General features: G+C 62.1%; 25 protein-coding genes and 1 pseudogene. 20 read left to right on the top strand and 6 right to left on the bottom strand.

Features of this window, described 5'->3' with window-relative positions; translation table 11 throughout:
- Positions 1-3: 3 nt before the first annotated feature.
- The 3 genes from BQ8482_RS00710 to BQ8482_RS00720 are packed head-to-tail and all read left to right on the top strand — an operon-like array spanning position 4 to position 2,864.
- Positions 4-462, top strand: coding sequence for a GNAT family N-acetyltransferase (locus tag BQ8482_RS00710; RefSeq protein ID WP_123145827.1), 459 nt, complete (start codon positions 4-6; stop codon positions 460-462).
- Positions 462-2,027, top strand: a complete 1,566-nt coding sequence (locus BQ8482_RS00715) for an amidase family protein (RefSeq protein WP_123145828.1) — start codon at positions 462-464, stop codon at positions 2,025-2,027. Before BQ8482_RS00710 ends, BQ8482_RS00715 begins: the two co-directional genes overlap by 1 nt.
- A gap of 27 nt (positions 2,028-2,054) precedes the next feature.
- Positions 2,055-2,864: a YdcF family protein gene (locus BQ8482_RS00720; protein ID WP_123145829.1), complete on the top strand. Its 810-nt coding sequence runs from the start codon at positions 2,055-2,057 to the stop codon at positions 2,862-2,864.
- On the opposite strand, the gene BQ8482_RS00725 is transcribed toward BQ8482_RS00720, so the two are convergent.
- A complete protein-coding gene (locus tag BQ8482_RS00725; protein ID WP_123145830.1) occupies positions 2,801-3,556 on the bottom strand; it encodes a DUF599 domain-containing protein in 756 nt (251 codons plus the stop codon). The two genes, BQ8482_RS00720 and BQ8482_RS00725, sit on opposite strands and share 64 nt — an antisense overlap.
- A 161-nt stretch (positions 3,557-3,717) precedes the next feature.
- Between BQ8482_RS00725 and BQ8482_RS00730 the strand changes: the two genes are divergently transcribed.
- The 4 genes from BQ8482_RS00730 to BQ8482_RS00745 all read left to right on the top strand — a co-directional run bounded on the left by BQ8482_RS00730 (position 3,718) and on the right by BQ8482_RS00745 (position 7,182).
- Positions 3,718-5,121 (top strand): L-serine ammonia-lyase, encoded by a 1,404-nt coding sequence (locus BQ8482_RS00730; RefSeq protein ID WP_123145831.1) that lies wholly within the window; start codon positions 3,718-3,720, stop codon positions 5,119-5,121.
- A 96-nt stretch (positions 5,122-5,217) separates the two neighbouring features.
- Complete coding sequence (locus BQ8482_RS00735; RefSeq protein WP_123145832.1) at positions 5,218-5,655, top strand: DUF1489 family protein; 438 nt, start codon at positions 5,218-5,220, stop codon at positions 5,653-5,655.
- 97 nt (positions 5,656-5,752) lie between these two features.
- Entirely contained in the window at positions 5,753-6,484 is a 732-nt protein-coding gene (locus BQ8482_RS00740) for a VWA domain-containing protein (protein ID WP_165848377.1), read from the top strand.
- Positions 6,484-7,182, top strand: a complete 699-nt coding sequence (locus BQ8482_RS00745) for a DnaJ domain-containing protein (protein ID WP_123145834.1) — start codon at positions 6,484-6,486, stop codon at positions 7,180-7,182. The genes BQ8482_RS00740 and BQ8482_RS00745 overlap by 1 nt, the downstream gene beginning before the upstream one ends.
- Before the next feature lie 45 nt (positions 7,183-7,227).
- On the opposite strand, the gene BQ8482_RS00750 is transcribed toward BQ8482_RS00745, so the two are convergent.
- Positions 7,228-8,643, bottom strand: a complete 1,416-nt coding sequence (locus tag BQ8482_RS00750; protein WP_123145835.1) for a D-alanyl-D-alanine carboxypeptidase — start codon at positions 8,641-8,643, stop codon at positions 7,228-7,230.
- 316 nt (positions 8,644-8,959) lie between these two features.
- Here BQ8482_RS00750 and BQ8482_RS00755 point away from each other — a divergent pair, with 316 nt between their 5' ends.
- The 3 genes from BQ8482_RS00755 (at position 8,960) to clpA (ending at position 12,363) form a co-directional block, all read left to right on the top strand.
- Complete coding sequence (locus BQ8482_RS00755; RefSeq protein ID WP_123145836.1) at positions 8,960-9,289, top strand: phasin family protein; 330 nt, start codon at positions 8,960-8,962, stop codon at positions 9,287-9,289.
- 272 nt (positions 9,290-9,561) lie between these two features.
- A complete protein-coding gene (clpS, locus tag BQ8482_RS00760; protein WP_165848388.1) occupies positions 9,562-9,888 on the top strand; it encodes an ATP-dependent Clp protease adapter ClpS in 327 nt (108 codons plus the stop codon).
- 6 nt (positions 9,889-9,894) lie between these two features.
- Positions 9,895-12,363, top strand: a complete 2,469-nt coding sequence (clpA, locus tag BQ8482_RS00765) for an ATP-dependent Clp protease ATP-binding subunit ClpA (RefSeq protein ID WP_123145837.1) — start codon at positions 9,895-9,897, stop codon at positions 12,361-12,363.
- Positions 12,364-12,447: 84 nt separating this feature from the next.
- Here the strand turns inward: clpA and BQ8482_RS00770 are convergent, their stop codons facing one another.
- The 4 genes from BQ8482_RS00770 to BQ8482_RS00785 all read right to left on the bottom strand — a co-directional run bounded on the left by BQ8482_RS00770 (position 12,448) and on the right by BQ8482_RS00785 (position 15,470).
- A complete protein-coding gene (locus tag BQ8482_RS00770) occupies positions 12,448-12,879 on the bottom strand; it encodes an HIT family protein (RefSeq protein WP_123145838.1) in 432 nt (143 codons plus the stop codon).
- A 130-nt stretch (positions 12,880-13,009) separates the two neighbouring features.
- Entirely contained in the window at positions 13,010-14,227 is a 1,218-nt protein-coding gene (locus tag BQ8482_RS00775) for a GNAT family N-acetyltransferase (protein ID WP_123145839.1), read from the bottom strand.
- A 42-nt stretch (positions 14,228-14,269) separates the two neighbouring features.
- Entirely contained in the window at positions 14,270-14,998 is a 729-nt protein-coding gene (locus tag BQ8482_RS00780) for a glycerophosphodiester phosphodiesterase (protein WP_123145840.1), read from the bottom strand.
- A gap of 7 nt (positions 14,999-15,005) precedes the next feature.
- Positions 15,006-15,470 carry a RidA family protein gene (locus BQ8482_RS00785; protein WP_123145841.1) on the bottom strand — a complete coding sequence of 155 codons (465 nt, stop codon included), beginning with the start codon at positions 15,468-15,470 and terminating at the stop codon, positions 15,006-15,008.
- A 138-nt stretch (positions 15,471-15,608) separates the two neighbouring features.
- On the opposite strand from BQ8482_RS00785, the gene BQ8482_RS00790 reads away from it, so the two are divergent.
- The 10 genes and pseudogenes from BQ8482_RS00790 to BQ8482_RS00835 all read left to right on the top strand — a co-directional run bounded on the left by BQ8482_RS00790 (position 15,609) and on the right by BQ8482_RS00835 (position 23,723).
- Positions 15,609-16,439, top strand: coding sequence for a cell envelope integrity EipB family protein (locus BQ8482_RS00790; RefSeq protein WP_123145842.1), 831 nt, complete (start codon positions 15,609-15,611; stop codon positions 16,437-16,439).
- Between the two features lie 98 nt (positions 16,440-16,537).
- Positions 16,538-17,836 (top strand): hypothetical protein, encoded by a 1,299-nt coding sequence (locus BQ8482_RS00795; RefSeq protein WP_123145843.1) that lies wholly within the window; start codon positions 16,538-16,540, stop codon positions 17,834-17,836.
- Positions 17,837-17,908: 72 nt separating this feature from the next.
- A complete protein-coding gene (locus BQ8482_RS00800; RefSeq protein ID WP_095492862.1) occupies positions 17,909-18,187 on the top strand; it encodes a DUF4031 domain-containing protein in 279 nt (92 codons plus the stop codon).
- The gene (locus BQ8482_RS00805) at positions 18,184-18,327 is read left to right on the top strand and encodes a hypothetical protein (protein ID WP_244602584.1); all 144 of its coding nucleotides are present in this window, start codon (positions 18,184-18,186) and stop codon (positions 18,325-18,327) included. Before BQ8482_RS00800 ends, BQ8482_RS00805 begins: the two co-directional genes overlap by 4 nt.
- Before the next feature lie 237 nt (positions 18,328-18,564).
- Entirely contained in the window at positions 18,565-19,362 is a 798-nt protein-coding gene (gene rpsB, locus BQ8482_RS00810; protein ID WP_123145844.1) for a 30S ribosomal protein S2, read from the top strand.
- Positions 19,363-19,479: 117 nt separating this feature from the next.
- Positions 19,480-20,403, top strand: coding sequence for a translation elongation factor Ts (tsf, locus tag BQ8482_RS00815; protein ID WP_123145845.1), 924 nt, complete (start codon positions 19,480-19,482; stop codon positions 20,401-20,403).
- Positions 20,404-20,716: 313 nt separating this feature from the next.
- Positions 20,717-21,439, top strand: coding sequence for a UMP kinase (pyrH, locus tag BQ8482_RS00820; RefSeq protein WP_123145846.1), 723 nt, complete (start codon positions 20,717-20,719; stop codon positions 21,437-21,439).
- Between the two features lie 126 nt (positions 21,440-21,565).
- Entirely contained in the window at positions 21,566-22,120 is a 555-nt protein-coding gene (frr, locus tag BQ8482_RS00825) for a ribosome recycling factor (RefSeq protein ID WP_077384157.1), read from the top strand.
- 17 nt (positions 22,121-22,137) lie between these two features.
- Positions 22,138-22,881: pseudogene (locus tag BQ8482_RS00830) on the top strand (isoprenyl transferase); the annotation flags it as partial.
- Complete coding sequence (locus BQ8482_RS00835) at positions 22,878-23,723, top strand: phosphatidate cytidylyltransferase (RefSeq protein WP_123145848.1); 846 nt, start codon at positions 22,878-22,880, stop codon at positions 23,721-23,723. The pseudogene BQ8482_RS00830 and the gene BQ8482_RS00835, both read left to right, overlap by 4 nt.
- Positions 23,724-23,748: the final 25 nt, after the last annotated feature.

Consider the following 23,748-nt stretch of genomic DNA (forward strand, 5'->3'; position numbering starts at 1 on the left):
CCGATGGCAATCGAGATCGCCATCGAGAAGCCGCTGCAGGACGAAGTGCGCGGGCTGGTTAAGGAACTCAACGACACGCTGCTGGAACTGACGCCGCCGGAGCACTGCTACCACATGACCGTCGAACAGATGGCCGACAATGACACAACCGTCTTCATCGCTCGCGACAACGGCCTTGCCATCGGCTGCGGCGCGCTGAAGCGCCACGATGGCGCCGTCGGCGAGGTCAAGCGCATGTACACGCGGCCTTCGCATCGTGGACGGAAGATTGGCGCCAGGATCGTCGAGCGGATCGAAGCGCTGGCGCGCAATGAAGGGCCGAAGCGTTTGGTGCTGGAAACCGGCGACCGCCATCCGGCTGCGTGGACCGTCTATGAACGCGCCGGATTTTCGCGCTGCGGCCCGGTGCTGGACTACCCTGATACCGAGTGGTCGGTGTTTTACGAAAAGAGCCTTGCCTGATGAGCGACCTGACCCACCTGACGATTTCGCAGGCCCGCGCCATGCTGCGCACCAAGGAAATCACCGCAACCGAGATCACCGAAGCCTATCTCCAGGCGATCGAGCGGGCCAATCCGGCGCTCAACGCCTATGTCGTCGTTACCGATGACAAGGCGCGCGACATGGCCAAGGCCTCGGACGCGAAGCTGGCGAAGGGCGAGGGCGGGTCGCTCGAAGGCATTCCGCTCGGGATAAAGGACCTGTTCGGCACCGAAGGCATTCACACCCAGGCCTGCAGCCATGTGCTGGACGGGTTCAAGCCGCACTTCGAATCAACCGTCACCGCCAATTTGTGGGCCGACGGCGCCGTCATGCTCGGCAAGCTCAACATGGACGAGTTCGCCATGGGCTCCTCCAACGAGACCTCCTACTACGGCCCTGTCGTCAATCCGTGGCGGCGTTCGCGCCTCGACACGGTGGTGATGCCGACCACGCATCAGGGCGATGGCGGTTTTGTCTCGGCCGGCGGCACCCGGACTGCGCGTACGCTCGACAATGCCCAGCTTGTGCCGGGCGGCTCGTCGGGTGGCTCGGCCTCCGCCGTTTCGGCGCTCCTGTGTGCCGGCGCCACCGCCACCGACACCGGCGGGTCGATCCGCCAACCCGCCGCCTTCACCGGCACGGTCGGCATCAAGCCGACCTACGGCCGCTGCTCGCGTTGGGGTATTGTCGCCTTTGCTTCGTCGCTCGACCAGGCCGGACCGATCGCCCGCGATGTGCGTGACGCCGCGATTCTCTTGAAATCCATGGCCTCGGTCGATCCGAAGGACACCACCTCGGTCGACCGGCCGGTGCCGGATTACGAGGCGGCGATCGGCAAGCCGATCAAGGGCATGAAGGTCGGGATCCCCAGGGAATACCGCGTCGACGGCATGCCTGAGGGGATTGAGGCGCTGTGGCAGAAAGGCATTGCCTGGCTGAAAGATGCCGGTGCTGAGATCGTCGACATTTCGCTTCCGCATACCAAATATGCGCTACCCGCCTATTACATCGTTGCGCCCGCCGAAGCCTCATCAAACCTCGCCCGCTATGACGGCGTCCGCTACGGGCTGCGCGTGCCGGGCAAGGACATCGTCGACATGTATGAAAAGACCCGAGCCGCCGGGTTCGGCCGCGAGGTCAAGCGCCGCATCATGATCGGCACCTATGTCCTCTCTGCCGGCTACTACGATGCCTACTATCTGCAGGCGCAGAAGGTGCGGAATCTCATCAAGCGGGATTTCGAGAATGCATTCGCGGCGGGCGTCGATGTCATCCTGACACCGGCAACGCCGTCGGCGGCCTTCGGCATTGCCGACGAGGACATGGCCGCCGACCCGGTCAAGATGTACCTCAATGACATCTTCACGGTGACGGTGAACATGGCTGGACTGCCGGGCATCGCCGTGCCCGCAGGGCTAGACGCCAAGGGCCTGCCGCTCGGCCTGCAGCTCATCGGCCGGCCCTTCGACGAGGAAACTTTGTTCCAGACCGCCCATGTCATCGAACAGGCGGCGGGTACGTTCCAGCCGGAAAAGTGGTGGTAGTGTCGTCTCCCATCTGAAGGGTGAGGGATGTTCTACTATCTTTCCAAGGTATTTTGGCTCCTCGTCCAGCCGTTGAATCTGGCGATCATCCTGCTGCTGGTTGCGTTGCTTGCTGCCTTGGTCGGGCGTAAAAAGCTGTTTGCCACCGGCAGCTGGCTGGCCTTTCTCATCCTCGCCCTCTCGACCTGGACCTCGCTCGGCGCGCTGATGCTCAACCCGCTCGAAGAGCGGTTCCCGCGCCCGCCGCTGCCGGAAAAGGTCGATGGCATCGTCGTGCTCGGCGGCGGCATGGAGGGCGCCATCAATTTCGCGCGTGGCGGCTATGAACTGAGTGCAAGCGGCGATCGGATGCTCGCGGCGGCCGTGCTGGCACGGCATTTTCCGACAGCGAAAGTCGTCATCTCAGGCGGCACCATCGCAATGATCGGCGAAGGCGAGGGCGATGCAGAGACGGCGCCGCGTCTGTTCGCCGCGTTTGGCGTGACGGCCGATCGGCTGATCCTCGAGAAAAAATCCCGAAACACCTACGAGAACGCCGTCTTCACCCGGGAACTTGTCACCCTGAAACCGGGCGAGACCTGGCTGCTGGTAACCTCGGCCTTCCACATGCCGCGCGCCAAGGCGCTGTTCGACAAGGCCGGCTTTGCCACCGTTCCTTGGCCGGTCGATTATCGCACCTCCGGCAAGGAAGGCATCGGCCTGTTCCGCGACGATCCCTTCGGTTCGCTGCAAACCGCCAGCACGGCGGTCCGCGAATGGATCGGGCTCGTCGCCTACTGGCTGTCGGGCCGAATCGATCGGCTTTTCCCCGGACCGGGTGTTGGTTCGGGCGGCTGACCGATCACGGCTAGCCGCGCCGCCGAGAAGAACTGGCGACGCACCAGAACCGCCAGCAACAGCAGCGTCGACAGTACGAACACCGTTGGGTCGACGAACCAGCCGAGGTAGCCGATCGAGAAGAAGACGCCGCGCATGCCGGAATTGAAATGTTTTCCGGCCAGCATGTTCATGCGCGCCGCCCGCCATACCGCGGTTTCGCTGACCGGGTTGCGTGAAGCCTCGCCGTGCGGGATCGGCACCGCACCGATCAGGATCGAGCAATAGTTGAACAGCCGGTAGGCCCAGCCGAACTTGAAAAAGGAATAGGCAAGGATCAGCACCAATCCGAACACCTTCATCTGAAAGGCGGAGCGGGATGATGTCGCGCCGAGCGGCAGATCGCTCAGCATCGAAACAACCTGATCGGAGGCGCCGAGCAGGGCAAAACAGCCGCCGATCGCAATCAGCGAACTGGAGGCGAAGAAGGCGGTTCCCTGTTGAAGACCTGCCATAATGGCGGTGTCGACGATGCGGATCTCGCGTTCGGCCATGGTCCGCATCCAGGCTTCGCGCTGGACGTTCATTGCCGTCGTCAGCGACATGCGGCTGACCAGCTTTCCGTCGGAGGCGAGCGTATGCAGCACCCATACGAAAAGGAAGAAGGCCAGCGCCACGAGGTCGGCCGTCGACAAATGAAAGGAATCGCCCATGCGACCCTTTTACCACAAGCGGTGGCGCCGCTTCGATGGCGGAACGCAACGATGTCGCTGCCGGAGCAAACAAGGTCGGCAGGTGCAGCGCCGCGATCTTCGAAAGAGCGGAAACATCACAGGAATTCCTATATGTAAATTCTAATAGGAGAGAGCGGCGCGTGTTCCTTTCGGTTTTCGACCTGTTCAAGATCGGCATTGGACCATCGAGTTCGCACACGATGGGGCCGATGACGGCTGCGCGGCGTTTTCTCGACGAGGTCGCGGGAGATGACTGGCCACGCCCGGCCGGCGCCAAGGTCGACCGCGTCGCTGCCAGCCTGCACGGCTCGCTTGCCTATACCGGCATCGGCCATGGTTCCGACCGTGCCGTCGTGCTCGGCCTTGCCGGCCAGATGCCGCAGACGGTGAACCCCGATCAGGCGGACAGCATCGTCGACCGTATTGCCGCCGACAAGCGGATTTCGCCGCCCGGCCATCCCTCCTATCGCTTCGACCCGGCAACGGATCTGGTGCTGGATCGCAAGACGCCGCTTTCCGGCCACGCCAACGGCATGGCCTTCTCCGCCTATGATGCCGACGATCGCCTGCTGCTCAAGCGCATCTATTATTCGATCGGCGGCGGCTTCGTGGTTTCCGAGGAAGAACTGCAGCGGATGAAGGTGAAGGGCTCGGTGACGACGGAAGGCAAGAAGGTTCCATATCCCTTCAAGAACGCCGTCGAGATGCTGTCGATGGCGGCAAAAAGCGGTCTTTCCATCGCCGACATGAAGCGCGTCAACGAAGAGACGCAGATGCCGCGCGAGGAACTCGACGCCGGCCTCGACGGCATCTGGAGCGCCATGAAGAGCTGCATCGAGCGTGGCCTGTCGCAGGACGGCATCATGCCGGGTGGGTTGAAGGTGCGCCGACGCGCGCGGCGATTGCATGACAAGCTGCAGGAGCAGTGGCAGCAGAACCGGCCCAATCCGCTGCTCGCCAACGACTGGCTGTCGATCTATGCCATGGCGGTGAACGAGGAGAACGCCGCCGGCGGGCGCGTCGTCACCGCGCCGACCAATGGTGCTGCAGGCACGCTGCCCGCGGTGCTGCGCTACTGGCTGCATTTCCATCCCGAGGCCGACCAGCCAAGCATCCGCGATTTCCTGCTGACCGCGGCGGCGATCGGCGGCATCATCAAGACCAACGCTTCGATCTCAGGCGCCGAGGTCGGCTGCCAGGGCGAGGTCGGTTCGGCCTCGGCGATGGCGGCAGCTGGGCTGTGCGCCGTCATGGGCGGCACGCCCGAGCAGGTCGAGAACGCCGCCGAGATCGCGCTTGAACATCATCTCGGCATGACCTGCGATCCGGTCGGTGGGCTGGTGCAGGTGCCTTGCATCGAGCGCAACGCGCTCGGCGCGGTCAAGGCGGTGACCGCTGCTTCGCTGGCCATCAAGGGCGACGGCGTTCATTTCGTGCCGCTCGATGCCGCAATCGAGACAATGCGCCAGACCGGGCTCGACATGAACGAGAAATACAAGGAAACCAGCCTCGGCGGACTGGCCGTCAATATCGTGGAATGCTGAGCCAAACCTGGCACTGCGAACACTGCGAACACTGGCACTGTGGAGAAAGTCGACCCGACCGTTGACGCCTTCGCACGCCGGACTAAACCTTAATCCATGTCTCTCAATCTCATAAAGCTCTGTGTCGGCTGCGACAGCGTCGAGGATCTCGAAGAGTGGATCGCCTTCCGCCTCGACGAACGGCGGCGCGCCGGTGAACCGGTCGAGCACTACCACACCACACGCATGATGCCGACGCGCGGCGCCGAGGTCACCGATGGCGGTTCCCTCTACTGGGTGATCAAGGGCAATGTGCAATGCCGGCAGTTGATCACGGAAATCCGTCCTTTCACCGATGACGAGGGCATCGGCCGCTGTCATCTGATGCTCGATCCCGCGGTCGTGCGCACCGAATGGCAGCCGCGCCGCGCCTTTCAAGGCTGGCGCTACCTGAAACCGACGGACGCACCTGCCGATCTCGGCAAGGGTAAAGCGGGATTGGTCGAGATGCCGCCGAAACTCAGGCGCGAGCTTGCCGATCTCGGCCTTCTCTAGGAAGGCGCCCCAAATTCAAAGCTGCCGTGATCGCTGGCCCTCCAGTCGCCTCATGCTGGGCTTGCAAGCTGTGCGACAACGCCACATCTTGAATGTCATGAGCGACAAGAAGCAGCCCGTGCCCGCAAAGGCCAATCCTGCGCCGGTCGAACCCCAATCGAGCACCGGCGAGATCGACGCCTTTATCCGTCAGGCGAGGACGCTCGCTGCGTCCGCGACCGGGTCAGGCAGGCTGATCCTTTCCCTCGACGCGACGATGAGCCGCCAGCCGACCTGGGATCTCGCCTGTGCGCTGCAGGGCGAGATGTTCGACGCCGTCGGCAAGGCCGGGGCGCTCAAGGTTCAACTGGTTTATTTTCGAGGTCTTGGCGAGTGCCGCTCATCCGCATTCGTCACCGATACGAACGCGCTGAAGCAGCTGATGACGAGGATCGAATGCCGCAGCGGCCACACCCAGATAGGCAAGGTGCTGGTCCATGCGCTGAAACAGACGGCGGCGGCCAAGGTCAACGCGCTGGTCTATATCGGCGATGCGATGGAAGAAAATATAGACGATCTGGCCGAAAAAGCCGGGAGCCTCGGCCTGCTCGGCGTTCCTGTCTTCGTCTTTCAGGAGGGCCATGATGCCGACGCGGAAAAGGCATTCAAGGAAATTGCGCGGCTGTCCAAAGGGGCTTGGTTCCGATTTGATCGGCGGGCCGCCGCAACTTTGGCCAACCTGCTTTCGGCGGTCGCCGTGTTTGCAACCGGCGGGCTGAAGGCACTGGAGGCGAGGGGTAGGCCGGAAGACCGGCTGATGATCGAGCATTTGCGAGGCGGCAGGAAATAATGGGCGCGACTATCGCATTCGTGGCGTTGCTTTTGGTGCTGCTCGGCGTGGCCACGGTGTTTCTGCGCGCCGACCCCGCGAAACTCGCAAGCTGGATGAGGACAGTTGGGCCCGCCCTGCTGGCGCTGATCGGCGTCGCCGCGCTTCTGGTTGGACGCGCAGGCATCGGCGGCTTGATCCTGTCGACGGCGCTCGCCTGGTATGGCTCGATGCGGATGAAGCGGCCGACGGCGAAACTGGAGCCGGGCAAGCATTCGACGGTGCGCACCGCGGCACTCGAAATGGAGCTTGATCACGATACCGGCAGTCTGGAGGGGCTCGTGCTCGCCGGCCGCCATGAAGGCAAGATGCTTGGCACGATGAGCCTTGCGGAATTGCAGCAGCTTTATCGCGAACTCCCTGGCGACCCCGAGAGCCGCCAGTTGCTAGAGACGTATCTTGACGGCAGATTTCCCATCTGGCGCAAAGACGCTGAGGCGAATGGTGGCGACGGGCTGGGTGTTTCGCCAGGTTCGGGCGCCATGACTAAGGAGGAGGCCTACAAGATCCTTGGTCTTGAAGCGGGGGCCGCCGCGGCGGATGTCCGCAAGGCGCACCGCCGCTTGATGCAGCGCCTGCACCCCGATATCGGCGGCACTTCTTTTCTGGCGGCGCGAATCAACGAAGCCAAGGACGTCTTGCTCTCCGATCACAACTAGTCTCCTTCGACGCAGAATTTTTCCGGGAGATGTTTTCGACGCCGCCTACTGCTGGACGGCGTAACACTCGATTTTCTTTTTCTTCAGGGCGTTGCAGGCTTTCCAGGCAGCAGTCTTCGAACCAAAGGCGAACCGGGCGCGGTAGTAGGTGACGCCGTCCTTTTCGAAGGCGACGGTGAAACCTGTGGCATCGGCGAGGATCGAAGGCGCCTGCTTGCTCGTCTCGTCCAGGAGAGCCTGGGCTTCGGATTGTTTTGGCGAAGAGGCGACCTGGACTGCCCAGCCGGACGGCACCGATGCCGTGTTGACGGGATCGACCGCCGCCGGTTCGGCGTAGGCTGCTGCGACCCGCGCCGTCGCCACATCGTCCGCCGTGGCCGCGGCCACTGTGTTGACCTTCTTGGTCTGAGAGACGGGCCTGGTCTGGACAACGGGGATGGTTTCTTCAACGGCGGGTTCGGTTTCCTCAACTAGCGAGGCAATGGCATCGCCGTCCGGGGCATCGTCGTCCGGCCTGCTGTCCGGCGTCGGCGCGTCGCGCTTGGGCAGGAACACTTTTGCCAGAGCGGTGATGGGATTGCCGCCGCCGGCCTTGGCGACCAGCATGCCGCTGCCGCGCGAGGACGCCTTCGGCATGTAGGTGTTGATCAATGCGGCCATCTGGTTGTCGCGGCTGCCGCCGGATTTCCCGCCTATGATCACTGCGACGATGCGGCGATCGCCGTCGTCGACCGAGGAAACGAGATTGTAGCCGGAGGCGCGAGTATAACCGGTCTTGATACCGTCGACGCCCTTGATGCGCCCAAGCAGGCGGTTATGGCCGTTGATGCGCTTGCGGCCGTAGAGAAAGGAACGCTGCGAGAAATAGCCGTAATACTGGGGAAAATGCTCCCGCAGCGCGATGCCGAGTACCGCCATGTCGCGCGCGGTCGTGAATTGACCGGGATTTGGCAAGCCGTGGGCGTTGCGGAAAACAGTGCCCTTCATGCCCAGCGCCCGCGCCTTGGCTGTCATCATGTGGGCGAAATTGGCTTCATTGCCGCCAAGAAGCTCGCCGAGCGCCGTTGCCGAGTCGTTTGCCGACTTGGTCACCATCGACAGGATCGCGGTCTCGACCGTGATCGCGCCGCCCCGTCTGACGCCGAGTTTCGTTGGCGGTTCAGCGGCAGCATTGGCCGAGAAAACGACCCGGGAGTTCTTGCTGATCTTGCCGTTCGCCATGGCCTCGAAGGCCAGGTAAAGCGTCATCATCTTGGTGAGCGAGGCCGGGTAGCGCCGACCATCGGCATTCGAAGAATAAAGCACCTTGCCGGTCTTGGCATCGATGACGATAGCCGCTGACCTCGCCGCCATCGACGAAGCAGCGTCGGCAACGACGAATGTCATCGCCAAAGCGAGGATCATGATCGTTTTCAAAGAGGACGAGGATTTGGAGAGAATGCCCGACAACGCCTGACGCACCGATGGTTCCTTTGAATTTTTTGTTGCTGGAGGCGGCAAAGGTCCTGCCTCACTTCAAGCCAAGCTATCGCGGTCAGCGTTACCAATCCGTTTATGGTAACCACCGTGTTCACCATTTTCTTCGGGCTTGAGCTTCTCTTTATTCGAATTTTAGCCATTGCCGGTGGCTGGGCCTGTATGCCGCGCCGGTCGGCTGGAACCGCGCTCGGTGAAACATTGACTTTTTGTGCAGTGCACAATATATAACTTGCATTGCACAACGCGGCCCCGGACAGGGCGCGTCTCCGTTCAACGGCAACTGTCAAGGGAGCGTGAAATGACCCAGACCTATGAAGATTTCAGCAAATACGGCAAGGAGTTTGCCGACACCGGCTTGAAGAGCTTCGCATCCCTTTCCAAGGGTGCGCAGGCCATCGCCACCGAGGCGGGCGAGTACACCAAGAAAAGCTTCGAGGCCGGCAGCGCAGCAGCCGAGAAACTTTTGTCGGCCAAGTCGCTGGAGAAGGCGATCGAGATCCAGTCCGATTTCGCCAAGCAATCGTACGAAGCCTTCGTCACCGAAGCGACCAAGATCGGCGATCTCTATGCCGAACTCGCCAAAGAGGCCTACAAGCCGTTCGAATCAATGGTCGCAAAAGCGAAATAATCTCGCTATAATGTGAAGATGGCCCTCGGGCCTGCAAGACAGACCCGGTCGCGAACGCGCGGCCGGGTTTTTTCATGGCAATTTGAAAAGAGGGCTCTGCTGCCTTCACGATTTCGAAAAATCGGTCAAGTTTGGCCACCTAGCCATATTGTCAGCTAAACAGAAGGGCTTAAAATCGTCCATCGAAGACCTACATGTCGAACTCATATGGGGATTCGAAAAGGCAGGGCTACGTGACGATTGGTTTGACTGCCACGAGAGATGTAGTGCGGATGCAAAACGGCAGCGACGGCAATGAGGCCGGTCGCGGCACGGCCGTCATCACGCGCACCAAGACCAAGATCAAGAAGCCTAGCCTTTATCGGGTCCTCATTCTCAACGACGACTACACGCCCATGGAATTCGTGGTTCACGTGCTGGAGCGTTTTTTCCAGAAGGACCGTGAAGCCGCCACCCGCATCATGCTCCATGTTCACAATCATGGAGTGGGCGAGTGCGGGGTCTATACATTCGAGGTGGCCGAGACCAAAGTGTCTCAGGTCATGGATTTCGCCCGACAGAATCAGCATCCGCTGCAATGCGTGATGGAGAAGAAGTGAGGTAACATGCCGGCTTTCTCCCAAGGCCTGGAAAAGGCGCTTCACCAGGCGCTGACGCTCGCCAATGAGCGGCACCACGAATACGCAACCCTTGAACATTTGCTGCTCGCCCTTATCGACGACACCGAGGCGGCCGCGGTCATGCGCGCCTGCAACGTCGATCTCGACGAGTTGAAGCATACGGTTCTCACCTATATCGACACCGAGCTCGACAATCTCGTTACCGGCTATGACGAGGATTCCAAGCCGACGGCCGGTTTCCAGCGCGTCATCCAGCGCGCGGTGATCCATGTGCAGTCGTCCGGCCGCGAGGAAGTCTCCGGCGCCAATGTGCTCGTTGCCATCTTCGCCGAGCGCGAGAGCCATGCCGCCTATTTCCTGCAGGAACAGCAGATGACCCGCTACGACGCGGTCAACTACATCTCGCATGGCATCGCCAAGCGCCCCGGCGCATCCGAGACGCGGTCGCCGCGCGGCGCCGACGACGAACAGGGCGGCCAAAGCGGTGCCGAGCCGCAAGAGGACGGCGGCAAGAAAAAGCAGCAGCAGGACGCGCTGACCGCCTATTGCATCAATCTGAACAACAAGGCCAAGGCCGGCAAGATCGATCCGCTGATCGGCCGCGGGTCCGAGATCAACCGCACCATCCAGGTGCTGTGCCGCCGCTCCAAGAACAATCCGCTCTATGTCGGCGACCCCGGCGTCGGCAAGACGGCGATCGCCGAAGGCCTTGCCAAGCGCATCGTCGAGGGAGACGTGCCGGAAGTGCTGCACAACGCCACCATCTTCGCGCTTGATATGGGAACATTGCTGGCCGGCACCCGCTATCGCGGCGATTTCGAGGAGCGGCTGAAGCAGGTCGTCAAGGAACTCGAGGATTATCCGGGCGCGGTGCTGTTCATCGACGAGATCCACACGGTGATCGGGGCAGGGGCGACGTCGGGCGGCGCCATGGATGCGTCGAACCTGTTGAAGCCGGCGCTGTCGTCCGGAACGATCCGCTGCATCGGCTCGACCACCTACAAGGAGTTCCGCCAGTTCTTCGAGAAGGACCGCGCCTTGGTGCGGCGCTTCCAGAAGATCGATGTCAACGAGCCGACCATCGAGGACGCCATCGAGATCATGAAGGGTCTGAAGCCGTATTTCGAGGAGTTCCACAAGGTCCGCTACACGGCTGAGGCGATCAAGGCTTCGGTCGAACTGTCGGCGCGCTACATCAATGACCGCAAGCTGCCGGACAAGGCGATCGACGTGATCGACGAGACCGGCGCCTCGCAGATGCTGGTGCCGGAGGCCAAGCGCAAGAAGACCATCGGCATCAAGGAGATCGAAGCGACGATCGCCACCATCGCCCGCATTCCGCCGAAGACGGTTTCCGCCGACGACGAGAAGGTGCTGGCCGGTCTCGACGTCGAGCTGAAGCGCGTCGTCTACGGTCAGGACACCGCGATCACGGCGTTGACCTCGGCGATCAAGCTGGCGCGGGCCGGCTTGCGCGAACCGGAGAAGCCGATCGGCTCCTATCTGTTCTCGGGACCAACCGGCGTCGGCAAGACCGAAGTGGCAAAGCAGCTCGCCGCCTCGCTCGGTGTCGAGCTGATCCGCTTCGACATGTCCGAATATATGGAACGCCACACCGTCTCGCGGCTGATCGGCGCGCCTCCCGGCTATGTCGGCTTCGACCAGGGCGGCCTGCTGACCGACGGCGTCGACCAGCATCCGCATTGCGTGCTGTTGCTGGACGAGGTCGAGAAGGCGCATCCGGACCTGTTCAACATCCTGTTGCAGGTCATGGACCACGGCAAGCTGACCGACCACAACGGCAAGCAGATCGACTTCCGCAATGTCATCCTGATCATGACCACCAATGCGGGCGCCTCGGATGCGCAGCGCGCGGCGATCGGTTTTGGCTCGACCAAGCGCGAAGGTGATGATGTCGAGGCGATCAACCGGCTGTTCACGCCGGAGTTCCGCAACCGTCTCGATGCGATCATCCCGTTCGGCTCGCTGCCGATTCCGGTCATCCACCAGGTGGTGCAGAAGTTTGTCATGCAGCTCGAGGCCCAGCTCTCCGAGCGTGGCGTCACCTTCGACCTGTCGCAGGAGGCGATCGCCTGGCTGGCCGAGAAGGGCTATGACGAGCGCATGGGAGCACGGCCGCTCGGCCGGGTCATCCAGGAGCACATCAAGAAGCCGCTGGCCGACGAGGTGCTGTTCGGCAAGCTCAAGAAGGGCGGCACGGTGCGCGTCACCGTCGAGAAGAAGGAGACCGGGGAGACCGGCCTGAAGCTCGAGTCACTCGCCGACGAGGCGCCGGTCAAGCCGAAGAAGGAAGAACCGGACGACACGCCGAAGCCGAAGAAAGCTGCCATCAAGAAGCCCGTCGCGAAAAAGGCGATCGCGCAGAAGGCGGAGCCCAAGGGCAAGGATGGCGGCAAGCGCAGCCTGGTGCCGCAACTGCCCCGCAAGGGGTGATGACCTGAAAGCTAAAAAGCCCCGGCAACGGGGCTTTTTTATTGGATTAAGAGTGGCCGAAGGCGTGGTGCGCGACGCCCGGCTTCAGCTTCCCAGCGCCGTTCGTATCTTGCCGGCGTTCTCAGCCAACACTTCTGGTTTCTCCATCTGGCCGCTATGCGGCTTCAAGGGGATGCCCTCGAAGCGTGGAATGATGTGAACATGGAGGTGAAAGACGGTCTGGCCCGAAGCAGGCTCGTTGAACTGCATGACTGTGACACCATCGGCACCGAAAGCGTTTTTTACTGCCCGCGCAACTTTCTGGACATTTGCGAAGAGCGGGCCGAACACTGCCGGATCGGCATCGAGCAGGTTGCGCGACGGCGCCTTCGGCACAACCAGCGTATGACCCGGCCCTTGCGGCATCACATCCATGAAGGCGACAACTGCGTCATCTTCATAGACGCGATGCGACGGGATTTCACCGCGTAGGATTTTCGCGAAGATATTGCTGTTGTCGTAGGTGGTTTCGGCCATGCCGTGCGCTCCGGATTGTGCCTTGCTCTACCGCATCGACCCGAAAATCGGAATCGATTTTCGGAAAGTACGATGCGGAGATTCAAAGTGTTAGAGCGTACTTTGTGCGTCCAATTGGACGCACGTCGCCCTAATCGTCCGCCATATCCTTGCGGAACGGCGTGTGCTCTTCAAGATAGTCGCCCATCCGCTCCACTTCGCGCCGCTCGCGCCTGAGATAGTCGGCGACCGCGTTGCGCAAGCCCGGATGCGCGATGTAATGCGCCGAATGCATGGTCACCGGCCGATAGCCGCGCGCCAGCTTGTGCTCGCCTTGCGCGCCCGCTTCGACCACTTTCAGCTTACGGTCGATCGCGAAGTCGATCGCCTGGTGATAGCAGACCTCGAAATGCAGGAACGGATGGTCTTCGATGCAGCCCCAGTTGCGGCCGTAGAGCGCATCGGAACCGATGAAATTGATAGCGCCGGCAATGTAGCGTCCATTGCGCTTGGCCATCACCAGCAGGATGTCGTCGGCCATGCGCTCGCCGATCATCGAGAAAAACTCGCGGCTGAGGTAGGGCCGCCCCCATTTCCTGCTGCCGGTATCCATGTAAAAGGCAAAGAAGTCGTCCCAGATCCCTTCGGTGAGATCCCTGCCGGTCAGCCAGTCGATCGAGATGCCGTGAGCGAGCGCCTCGCGCCGCTCCTTCTTCATTGCCTTGCGCTTGCGCGATGCCAGAGTGGCGAGAAAATCGTCGTAGGTCGAATAACCTTCATTGAAGAAGTGGAACTGCTGGTCGGTGCGGTGCAGGAAACCCGCCGCTTCCAGCGCCCCGACATCTTTCTGCTGCGCGAAGGTGACGTGCGCAGAAGAAACGCCGAGCTTGTCCGTCACCGCCTTCAGGCCTGCTGCCAAGCCGGCTTTCACGGCGCGACTGTCCTCGCCCTTGTTGACCAGCAGGCGAGGACCGGTGACCGGCGTGAACGGCACGGCGCATTGCAGTTTTGGGTAGTAACGCCCGCCGGCGCGCTCGAACGCGTCCGACCAGCCGTGATCGAAAACATACTCGCCCTGGCTATGCGATTTCAGGTAGCAGGGAACGGCACCGAGCAGCTTTCCCTGTGCTGTCTCCAGCCTGAGATGATGGCCCTGCCAGCCGGTTCGCCGCACGGCGCAGCCCGAATCCTCAAGCGCGCTCAGAAAAGCGAATGAAACGAGGGGGTTGTAGCTGTTTTCTGTATCGCCGCGTGCGGTACCGCCGAGGCCATCCCATTCCGCGCAGGTGAAGGCTCCGATGCCGGAGGCAACCCGGATCGCATACGCTCCATTCGCCGTTTGCCCGTCGCCTTCATCGCCTTGATCCATGAGGCTTATTTAAGCTCCGTGCCGGTCCATGCAAGCTCGGCTTCAAGCGACCTGTACAAGATCGGGTTCGAATCCTTCGAATGTCATTTGGTCGGCGTATCTAAAGGTCAAGTCGACCGCCGGTTGGTCGAGCACGGTCCAGGTGATGACCGGCATTTTGAGCCTTTCGCGCACGAAACTGACAAACCGGTTCGGCAGGTCGCCGGCGGCGTAGGAGGCGAAGGCGATGTCGTGCGCCAGCATGGCGAAATGCGCCTCGATCAGCTTGACGTCTTTGCCATAAGCGGTCAGCCCCCCCGGAATGCCGGGCGCGTGTTTCGGGAAATCGCGGATCAGCCAGTGGTCGAACGACATGATCGCCGCCTTGCCCTTGTAGTGCTTGAGCATCTTGCCGACGCTTTCTACCAGGCCTTCGTCCCGGCCGGGGACCCCTTTCAGCTCGACGACCATCGGCACACGACCATCGACCAGGTCGAGTGCCTGCTGCAGAGTCGGCAGATGGTCTGATGTGCCGCCAACCGTGAGCGCAGTCATCTCCGCTGCCGTTCGCTGCCAGACGAAGCCGTCCTGGCCGGTCAGCCGCTTCAGATCGCTGTCGTGAATGACGACCGGGATGCGGTCAGACGACAGATGCACATCGCATTCGATCGCATAGCCGCGTTCGGCTGCCGCGGCAAAGGCGGAAAGCGTGTTCTCCCAGCGCGTCTTGTTCATGTCGTGGAGGCCGCGATGGGCAACGGGTCGGGCGGTCAGCCAGGAAAGATCGGTCATGACAGGCTCATTCGACTTCGAAGATGGCTTCGATTTCAACTGCGGCATTAAGCGGCAGGGAGGCGGCGCCGACGGCGGAGCGGGCATGTTTGCCGTGATCGCCGAGCACTGCAACCAGAAAATCCGAGGCGCCGTTGGCAACCAGGTGCTGTTCGACAAAATCCGGCGCCGAGGCGACGAAGACGGTGATCTTCACCAGGCGGCGGATTTTCTTGAGATCGCCAAGGGCTGCCTTGGCCTGCGCCAATATGTTGATCGCGCAGTATTTTGCCGCTTCCTTGCCGCTTGCGGTGTCGACATCGCGGCCGAGCAGCCCACTCGCCTGCAGCTTGCCCTCGCTGAGCGGCAGCTGCCCGGCGGTGAACAGCAGATTGCCCGACCTGGAATAGGGCACGTAGTTGGCGGCGGGCGCGGCGGCGACCGGAAGCGTCACGCCGAGATCGCTTAGCCGCTTTTCGATTGTTTCACTCATGGTATTTCCCTATTGCTTGATGACGCCGCGCAGGCCGGGCCGAAATTGCTATTTTTGCCTCGCTTCCGCCACGACTTTTTTTAAGCTGGACCCTCTTTCCCTGCGGCCTGCCATCAGGCGCGATGATCGGAGCCCCTCATGCGCGCAACACGCCTCGCATTCCACGCCGTCCTGCTGCCGGCGGTGTTCTCGATGGCGCCGGCTTTTGCCGTACCGGCGCTGCAGGCGCATCGCGCGGTTTATGATCTGAGCCTGGACAAAGCCTCCGATCGCTCCGGCATCACCGGCATTTCCGGCCGCATGGTCTATGAGTTCAACGGTTCGCCTTGCGAAGGCTACACGGTGAAGTTCCGCTTCGTCACCCAGATTGCCACCAACGACAATGCAACAAAGCTGACCGACCAGCAGACGACCACTTTCGAGGACGCCGAAGGCAAGACGTTCTCGTTCGTGACAAAATCCTTCGTCGACCAGAGCCTCGACAAGGAGGTCAAGGGCACCGCGACGAAGGAGACGAAGGGCCTCAAGGTCGACATCGACAAGCCGGAGAAGAGCAGCCTCGAACTCGCCGCCACCCAGTTTCCGACCCAGCATCTGGCCGAACTGATCGACAAGGCCGAAAAGGGCGAAAATTTCTACGAAACCAACCTGTTCGACGGCTCGGAAGATGCCGACAAGGTGATGACCACCACCGTTGTCGTCGGCAAGAAAGCCGATGCCGACAAGGCTGATCCGGAAGCGCCGGCACTGGCGAAACTCGCCACCGACAAATACTGGCCAGTCGACATCGCCTATTTCGACGGCACCGACAAGTCAGGCGAGGAGGTGCCGGAGTACCGGATCAGCTTCAAGCTGCATGGCAACGGCATCACGCGCGACCTCGTCATGGACTATGGCGAGTTCTCGATGACCGGCAAGCTGGTCAATCTGTCGTTGTTCGATCAGTCGAAAGCCTGTCCGCCGAAATAGGCTTCAGGTTAGCCACGCCCACAAGGCGGCGGCGAATGACTTGAACACGCCGCAATTGCATCTCAACTTCTACGCCGATGGGTCGATCGGGGGGTGGGTTGAGCAGAATCGATGTGTTCGTGGCGCCGAGACCCAATCCGGCGCTGATCAGGATCATGACTGTAGTCAACCGGGTTGTCATGCTGCATGGCATTCCCGGGTTTCGCGACCTGTTGCCGTTCAACCGCCTGGCCGGATTGCGCGGCGTCGCCAATGTCCGTCATATCGACTTTCCCGACGACGACCGGCAGCGGCTGAAGGCCTGTTGCGGCGCCGGCAAGGCGACGTTCATCACGCCCAACCATCCGGAATTCTTTACCGACTGGATGATCGACAAGGAGGTCGTCTCGCAGGTCAGTCCGCTCGCGGCATCCTGGGCCACACATGGCGTCGTCAACGGCCTCGGCCGGATCATGCAGAAATTCTGGCTGGCCAACAATCTGATCGCCCAGATTCCCGGCAATAGTGGGGCTGCCAAGGAACACTCGATCGCCTGGGCGCTGAAGGGGCACGGTGTTCTCTTGCATCCCGAAGGCGGCGTCGGCTGGCATGCCAATGTCGTCGGTCCGCTTCTTCCGGGGGCGGTCGAGATGGGGTTCGAAGCGCTCAAGCGCGGTCGCGCGACGGATCAGGATTCTAGGGCTTGGATCGCGCCGGTTGTCTGGAAGCTCGCCTTCACCAAAAATGTCGAGCCGACGTTGGCGCAGGAATGCGCCTATGTCGAGAAGAGCCTGAAGATCGAACGCCGTGCCGCCGATACGCTGCCGGAGCGCGTCCACCATATCTATGCGACGCTGCTGTCGCGCGATGAGCTTGCCTGTGGCATGGCGCCCGACGAACGGGCTTCGTATGCAGCGCGTCAGACGCAACTGCTGCTCGAATTGAGCCGGCGCCTGGGGGAGGGCATTTCGTTTGATCCCGGCGCCAACGAGATCGCCGAGCTTTTGCGCCGGTCGCGCCGCTGGCTGCGGGAAAACACCGGCGACGCCGAACGACAAAAACAGGTCCGGACGCTGGCGGACACCATTCAGCGCCTCCAACGCGTCGGACCGTGGGTCTCAGCCAACTCGCGCATCACGCAAGAGGAGATCGCCGAGCATCTGAAGCGCATCCGCAACGACTATTGCAAGGGCACGCTGCGCGACACGATCAACCGCTTCGTGCCGCAGCCGGCCGGGCCGCGCTGCGCGCATATCCGGGTGCCGGAGCCGTTGGGATTGCACGCCTTTCCGGGCTCGATCGACGATGCGCTCGCCGAACTGCACCGCCGTATGCAGGCGGCTGTCACCGGGATCGTGGCCGAACTCGAAGCCGCCGGCGGCTTCATTTTCTATCCGAATCCCTTCTATCATCGCTAACGTTTGGATCTTGGCCCCAAGTGAACTGCGGCTCCGCTGGTCGGCGCAAGATGAAGGAGTGCGGCAAGCCTCATGGCGGTTTATGTCGACGCGGCGATCTGGAAATGGGTCGGCCACCGCTGGTGTCACCTGCTGGCCGACGACACCGATGAGCTGCATCGTTTTGCAGCACAGCTCGGCATCAAGCGCTCGTCCTATCAGGGACCGCCGAAGACATCGGCGCCGCATTATGACATAACCGGCTTCGAGCGCGACCGCGCGGTGCGGCTAGGCGCCATCGAATGCAGCCGCGAAGAGATCGTTGCTGTTTTCCGGCGTGTCCGGGTGCCGAAGGGGAAGATACGACCATGACGTTGACGGCATTTCTGGCTTACTGCGCTGCGATCACATTCGCCGCCGCCACGCCTGGCCCGGCGGTATTCACGGTCATTGCCAACGGCGTCTCGCGCGGGTTCGTTCGCGCGTTCCTGGCTGGCCTCGGTATCGCTTGATGAACAGGTTTGCCGGCGGCGCCATGATCGGCACCGGTGCGCTGATCGCCGCACGCTGAGCCGCAAGACACCGCAGCGCTTGCGTTTGTCGCGCATCCCCTCTATATGCGCGCTCATTCCACACACGGACTTTGGTGTCTGCCCGGGAGAAATCCGGCTGAAACCTCCGGTGGCGTTCGAGGACAAAGTCCAGAAATGCCTGTGTCCGTGGAGGCTAACCGGAAAGGATACTCAAGAATGGCTCTGCCTGATTTCAGCATGCGCCAGCTTTTGGAAGCTGGCATTCACTTCGGCCACCAGACTCACCGCTGGAACCCGAAGATGGCGCCCTATATCTATGGCGCCCGCAACAACATCCACATCATCGACCTCTCGCAGACGGTGCCGCTGCTGCACCAGGCGCTGAAGCAGGTTTCCGACACCGTCGCCAAGGGTGGCCGCGTGCTGTTCGTCGGCACCAAGCGCCAGGCGTCCGACATCGTCGCCGACGCCGCGCAGCGCTCGGCCCAGTACTATGTCAACTCCCGCTGGCTCGGCGGCATGATGACCAACTGGAAGACGATTTCGAATTCCATCCAGCGCCTGCGCAAGCTCGACGAGATGCTGGCCGGCGAGGCCCAGGGGCTCACCAAGAAGGAGCGCCTCAATCTTGATCGCGAGCGCGAGAAGCTCGACAAGGCGCTGGGCGGCATCAAAGACATGGGCTCGACGCCCGACCTGATGTTCGTGATCGACACCAACAAGGAAGCGATCGCCATCCTCGAGGCCAAGCGTCTCGGCATTCCGGTCGTCGCCATCATCGATTCCAACTGCGACCCGGACAAGATCGATTTCCCGATTCCGGGCAATGACGACGCGGCCCGCGCCATCCAGCTCTATTGCGATCTGATCGCCAAGGCTGCAATCGACGGCATCGCTCGCCAGCAGGGCGCGCTCGGCGTCGACGTCGGCGCTTTGGCCGAGGCTCCGGTCGAGCCGGCACTCGAGCCGACGCCGACCTCCGAAACACCGGCTGCCCAGACACCGGAAGCGTAGCAGCGAAGGCCGGTTTCGGCCTTCATCTTTCTCATATTTTGGCGCGCTAAGCGCTGGCGCCAGGCGCATCATCGAGGACCGGTGGTGCGTCGGTGCATTTTAAACAAAGAGGCGACAATGAGCATTTCGGCTGCACAGGTCAAAGAACTCCGCGACTTGACCGGCGCGGGCATGATGGACTGCAAGGCGGCGTTGAAGGAGACCAACGGCAACATGGAAGAGGCCGTCGACTGGCTGCGCAAGAAGGGCATTTCCAAGGCCGACAAGAAGGCCGGCCGTACTGCCGCCGAAGGCCTGATCGGCGTCGATTCCGGTATCCGCGAGGCGGCGGTCGTCGAGGTCAACTCTGAGACCGACTTCGTTGCCCGCAACGCCGCCTTCCAGGAGATCGTCGCCAAGGTCGCCAAGGTCGCGCTCGCCTATGGCGGCAAGACCGAGGCCGTCGCAGCCGCACCGTATCCGGGTTCGGACAAGTCGGTCGCCGACACCATCAAGGATGCTGTCGGCACGATCGGTGAGAATCTTGGCTTCCGCCGTTCGGCCAAGCTCACCGTAGAGCACGGCGCTGTCGCAACCTACGTTCACAATGCGGTTGCCGACGGCCTTGGCAAGCTCGGCGTGCTGGTCGCCATCGAGACGACAGGCAACGCGCAGGCCGCCAACGCCTTTGCCCGTCAGGTCGCTATGCATGTCGCCGCCACCAACCCAATGGCGCTGACGACGGAGCAGCTCGATCCGGCCGCGGTCGAGCGCGAGAAGGCGATCTTCGCCGACCAGGCGCGCCAGTCCGGCAAGCCGGAGGCGATCATCGAGAAGATGGTCGAGGGCCGTCTGCGCAAGTTTTACGAAGAGGTCGTGCTGCTCAAGCAGGCTTTCGTGCTCAATCCCGACATCACCGTCGAGAAGGCGCTGACGGATGCCGAAAAGGAAATCGGCGCACCGGCCAAGATCACTGAGTATCTGCGCTTCGCGCTCGGCGAGGGCATCGAGAAGGAAGAAACCGATTTCGCGGCGGAAGTCGCGGCGGCGGTCAAGAAGTAAACCGCACTCTATTTTCTGAAAAGACTTTACGGCCGGGTGTCCGCGAGGATGCCCGGCCGATTTCTTGCGCGTTATCGATGAAGGCCACGCGGTCGGCGGCAAGCCGGCTGGCTATCTGCCGGATCTGCTCATGCCCGGATCTGCTCGTGCAAGATGCATTTGCCGGCGTAAGCTAACGACTGGAAGAGAGTTTTCCGGCTCGGGCGCCGCGTGACATCGCGGCGCCCTTCGTGTATCGGAACCCCAATGTTTCGGGGCAGCGCCTGCGCGGCGGCAGCCCGAGGCGCGTCGCACGCACGATAATGAGGACCAGATGACGGTGAAGCCCCTCTACCGACGTGTCTTGCTGAAAGCGTCGGGCGAAGCGTTGATGGGCGAGCAGCATTTCGGCATCGACGTGTCGGTAGTCGATCGCATCGCTGCCGACATCGCCGAGGCCCGCGCCCTGGGCATCGAAGTCGGCGTCGTCATCGGCGGCGGCAACATCTTTCGTGGCGTGGCGGTTGCTTCCAAGGGAGGTGACCGGGTCACCGGCGACCACATGGGCATGCTCGCCACCGTCATCAACTCGCTGGCGCTGCGCACTTCGCTGAACAAGATCGGCGTCGACGCGGTGGTGCTGTCGGCAATCGCCATGCCCGAGCTTTGCGAGAGCTTTTCGCAGCGCCAGGCGACCGCCTACATGAACCAGGGCAAGGTCGTCATCTTCGCCGGCGGCACCGGCAATCCGTTCTTCACCACCGATTCGGCCGCGGCGCTGCGCGCGGCGGAAATCGGCGCCGACGCGCTGTTCAAGGGCACTCAGGTCGACGGCGTCTATTCTGCCGATCCCAAGAAGGACCCGAATGCGACACGCTTCGAGCGCATCAGCCATGGCGACGTCATAAAACGTGGTCTTTCGATCATGGATACGGCCGCGATTGCACTTGCGCGGGAAAACAACATTCCGATAATCGTCTATTCGATCCACGAGAAGGGTGGTTTCGGTGATATTCTGAGGGGCGGCGGCCGTTGCACGGTCGTCACAGACGACTGATCGGGAGCCCGATCCCGAACCGAAGGTTTCCCGTAGGCGAAAAGCGGGAACCGGTTTTCGGATTGAGGCTTGAATACGGGGTTACCCTGAACAGTGAACCCGGGCTAACGGGTCGAGGAGACGATGATGAGTGGCGAATACGATGATCTCAAACGGCGCATGGACGGGGCGATCGCTGCGTTCAAGCACGATCTGGCTTCGCTGCGGACCGGCCGCGCTTCGAGCAACCTGCTCGACGCGATCCAGGTGCAGGCCTATGGCACCACTATGCCGATCAACCAGGTGGCAAACGTGTCGGTGCCGGAGCCGCGCATGATTTCGGTTTCGGTCTGGGACAAGTCGATGGTTGGCGCGGTCGATCGCGCCATCCGTGAATCCAATCTCGGCTTCAATCCGATCGTCGACGGCACCAATCTCAGAATTCCGCTGCCCGAACTTAACGAACAGCGCCGCAAGGAACTGGTCAAGATCTCGCATGGCTATGCCGAGAATGCGCGCATCGCCGTGCGCCACGTGCGCCGGGACGGCATGGAGTTTCTCAAAAAGGCGGAAAAGGACGGCGATATCAGCGAGGACGATCATCGCAAGCGGTCCGACCAGGTCCAAAAGCTCACAGACGAGATGATCGGCACCATCGACCATCTGCTTTCCGATAAGGAAGCAGAAATCATGCAGGTTTAAGGGTAGGTGACCGACCCGAAAGCGAGACTATGACAAGCCCCGCGCATGTCGCGATCATCATGGACGGAAACGGACGCTGGGCCAAGGCGCGCAGCCTGCCACGGCTTGCCGGCCATCGTGCCGGCGTCGAGGCGCTGCGCAACACCGTGCGCGCCGCTCCTGGCCTCGGCATCTCCTTCCTGACCGTCTACGCCTTCTCGTCGGAAAACTGGTCGCGGCCGAAGTCCGAAGTCAGCGACCTGATGGGCCTCTTGAAAATCTTCATCCGCCGCGATCTCGCCGAGCTGCACCAAAACGGCGTGCGGGTCAGGATCATCGGCGACAGGGCAGGGCTGCAGCCTGACATCAGGACCCTGCTTGAAGAGGCCGAAACGCTCACCGCCCGCAACGACGCGCTGACCTTGGTCATCGCTTTCAACTATGGCGGACGCGACGAGATCGTGCGCACGGCGCGCAAGCTTGCCTCGGCGGTGGCGCGCGGCGAGCTCGACAGCGAGGCGATCACGGCCGAATCCTTTGCCGGCTCTCTCGACACCCAGGGTATTCCAGATCCGGAACTGGTGATCCGCACCAGCGGCGAGCTCAGGCTGTCGAATTTCCTTCTGTGGCAAGCGGCCTATAGCGAGCTTGTCTTCCTGCCTTGCTACTGGCCCGATTTCAGCCGCGAGCATCTGGCCGACGCATTGCGCGACTTTGCCAGTCGCGAGCGCCGTTTCGGCGGGCTTGGCGCTCAAGACGTCGCCGTGACGGCCAAGGGATGAGCAACCTCCAGCTTCGCGTCATTTCTGCCGCCGTGCTTGCGGTCGTCACACTCGGCCTGACCTGGCTTGGCGGACTGCCCTTCCGGTTGCTTTGCGCCGCCATGACGATCCTGATCTTCTACGAGTGGACGCAAATGTGCCGCCCGGTCGCCGCCACGGGTCTTGGTTTTCTGCCGGAGGCGCTGCTTCTGGTTTTCGTCGGCGGTTTGGTCGCCGGCCTGCCGGCGTCATGGCTGCTGCTACTTGTGGCAGTGATGGTCGTTGTCACCGCGGTCGTGGGTTCGATGCGCCAGACTTCGACGGGCCAGACTTCGATGCATCAAACGGGACAGTGGGACGCGTCCGGCCTTGCCTATGCCGGCATTTCCGGCCTGTCACTTGCCCTTTTGCGCGACGGCGACCATCCCGGCCTCGTCGCCATTCTGTTCCTGTTCGCGGTGGTTTGGGCGACCGACATATCAGCCTATTTCGTCGGCCGCGCTGTCGGCGGTCCGAAGCTGGCGCCATCGATCTCGCCCGGCAAGACCCAGAGCGGGGCGCTCGGCGGCGCTGTCGGCGGCGTGGTTGCCGGGCTGCTTTTGGCCGCTGCGGCCGGAGCCGGCAATCTTGCAGTGCTCGGCGTCGTTGCACTCGTGCTTTCGCTGGTCTCCCAGGCTGGCGACCTTTTCGAATCATGGGTGAAGCGCCGCCACAACCGCAAGGATTCGGGCACGCTGATACCGGGCCATGGCGGCGTCATGGACCGGGTCGACGGGCTTGTCGCGGCGGCATTCGCCCTGTACGTCATCGGCTGGATTTCGGCGACCGCCGACCATCCGGCACAGGGGCTGTTTCCAGCTTGATCGGCATTGTTTCCTGGCCTGGTAT

The sequence above is a fragment of the Mesorhizobium delmotii genome (assembly GCF_900149755.1).
Lineage (GTDB): Bacteria > Pseudomonadota > Alphaproteobacteria > Rhizobiales > Rhizobiaceae > Mesorhizobium > Mesorhizobium delmotii.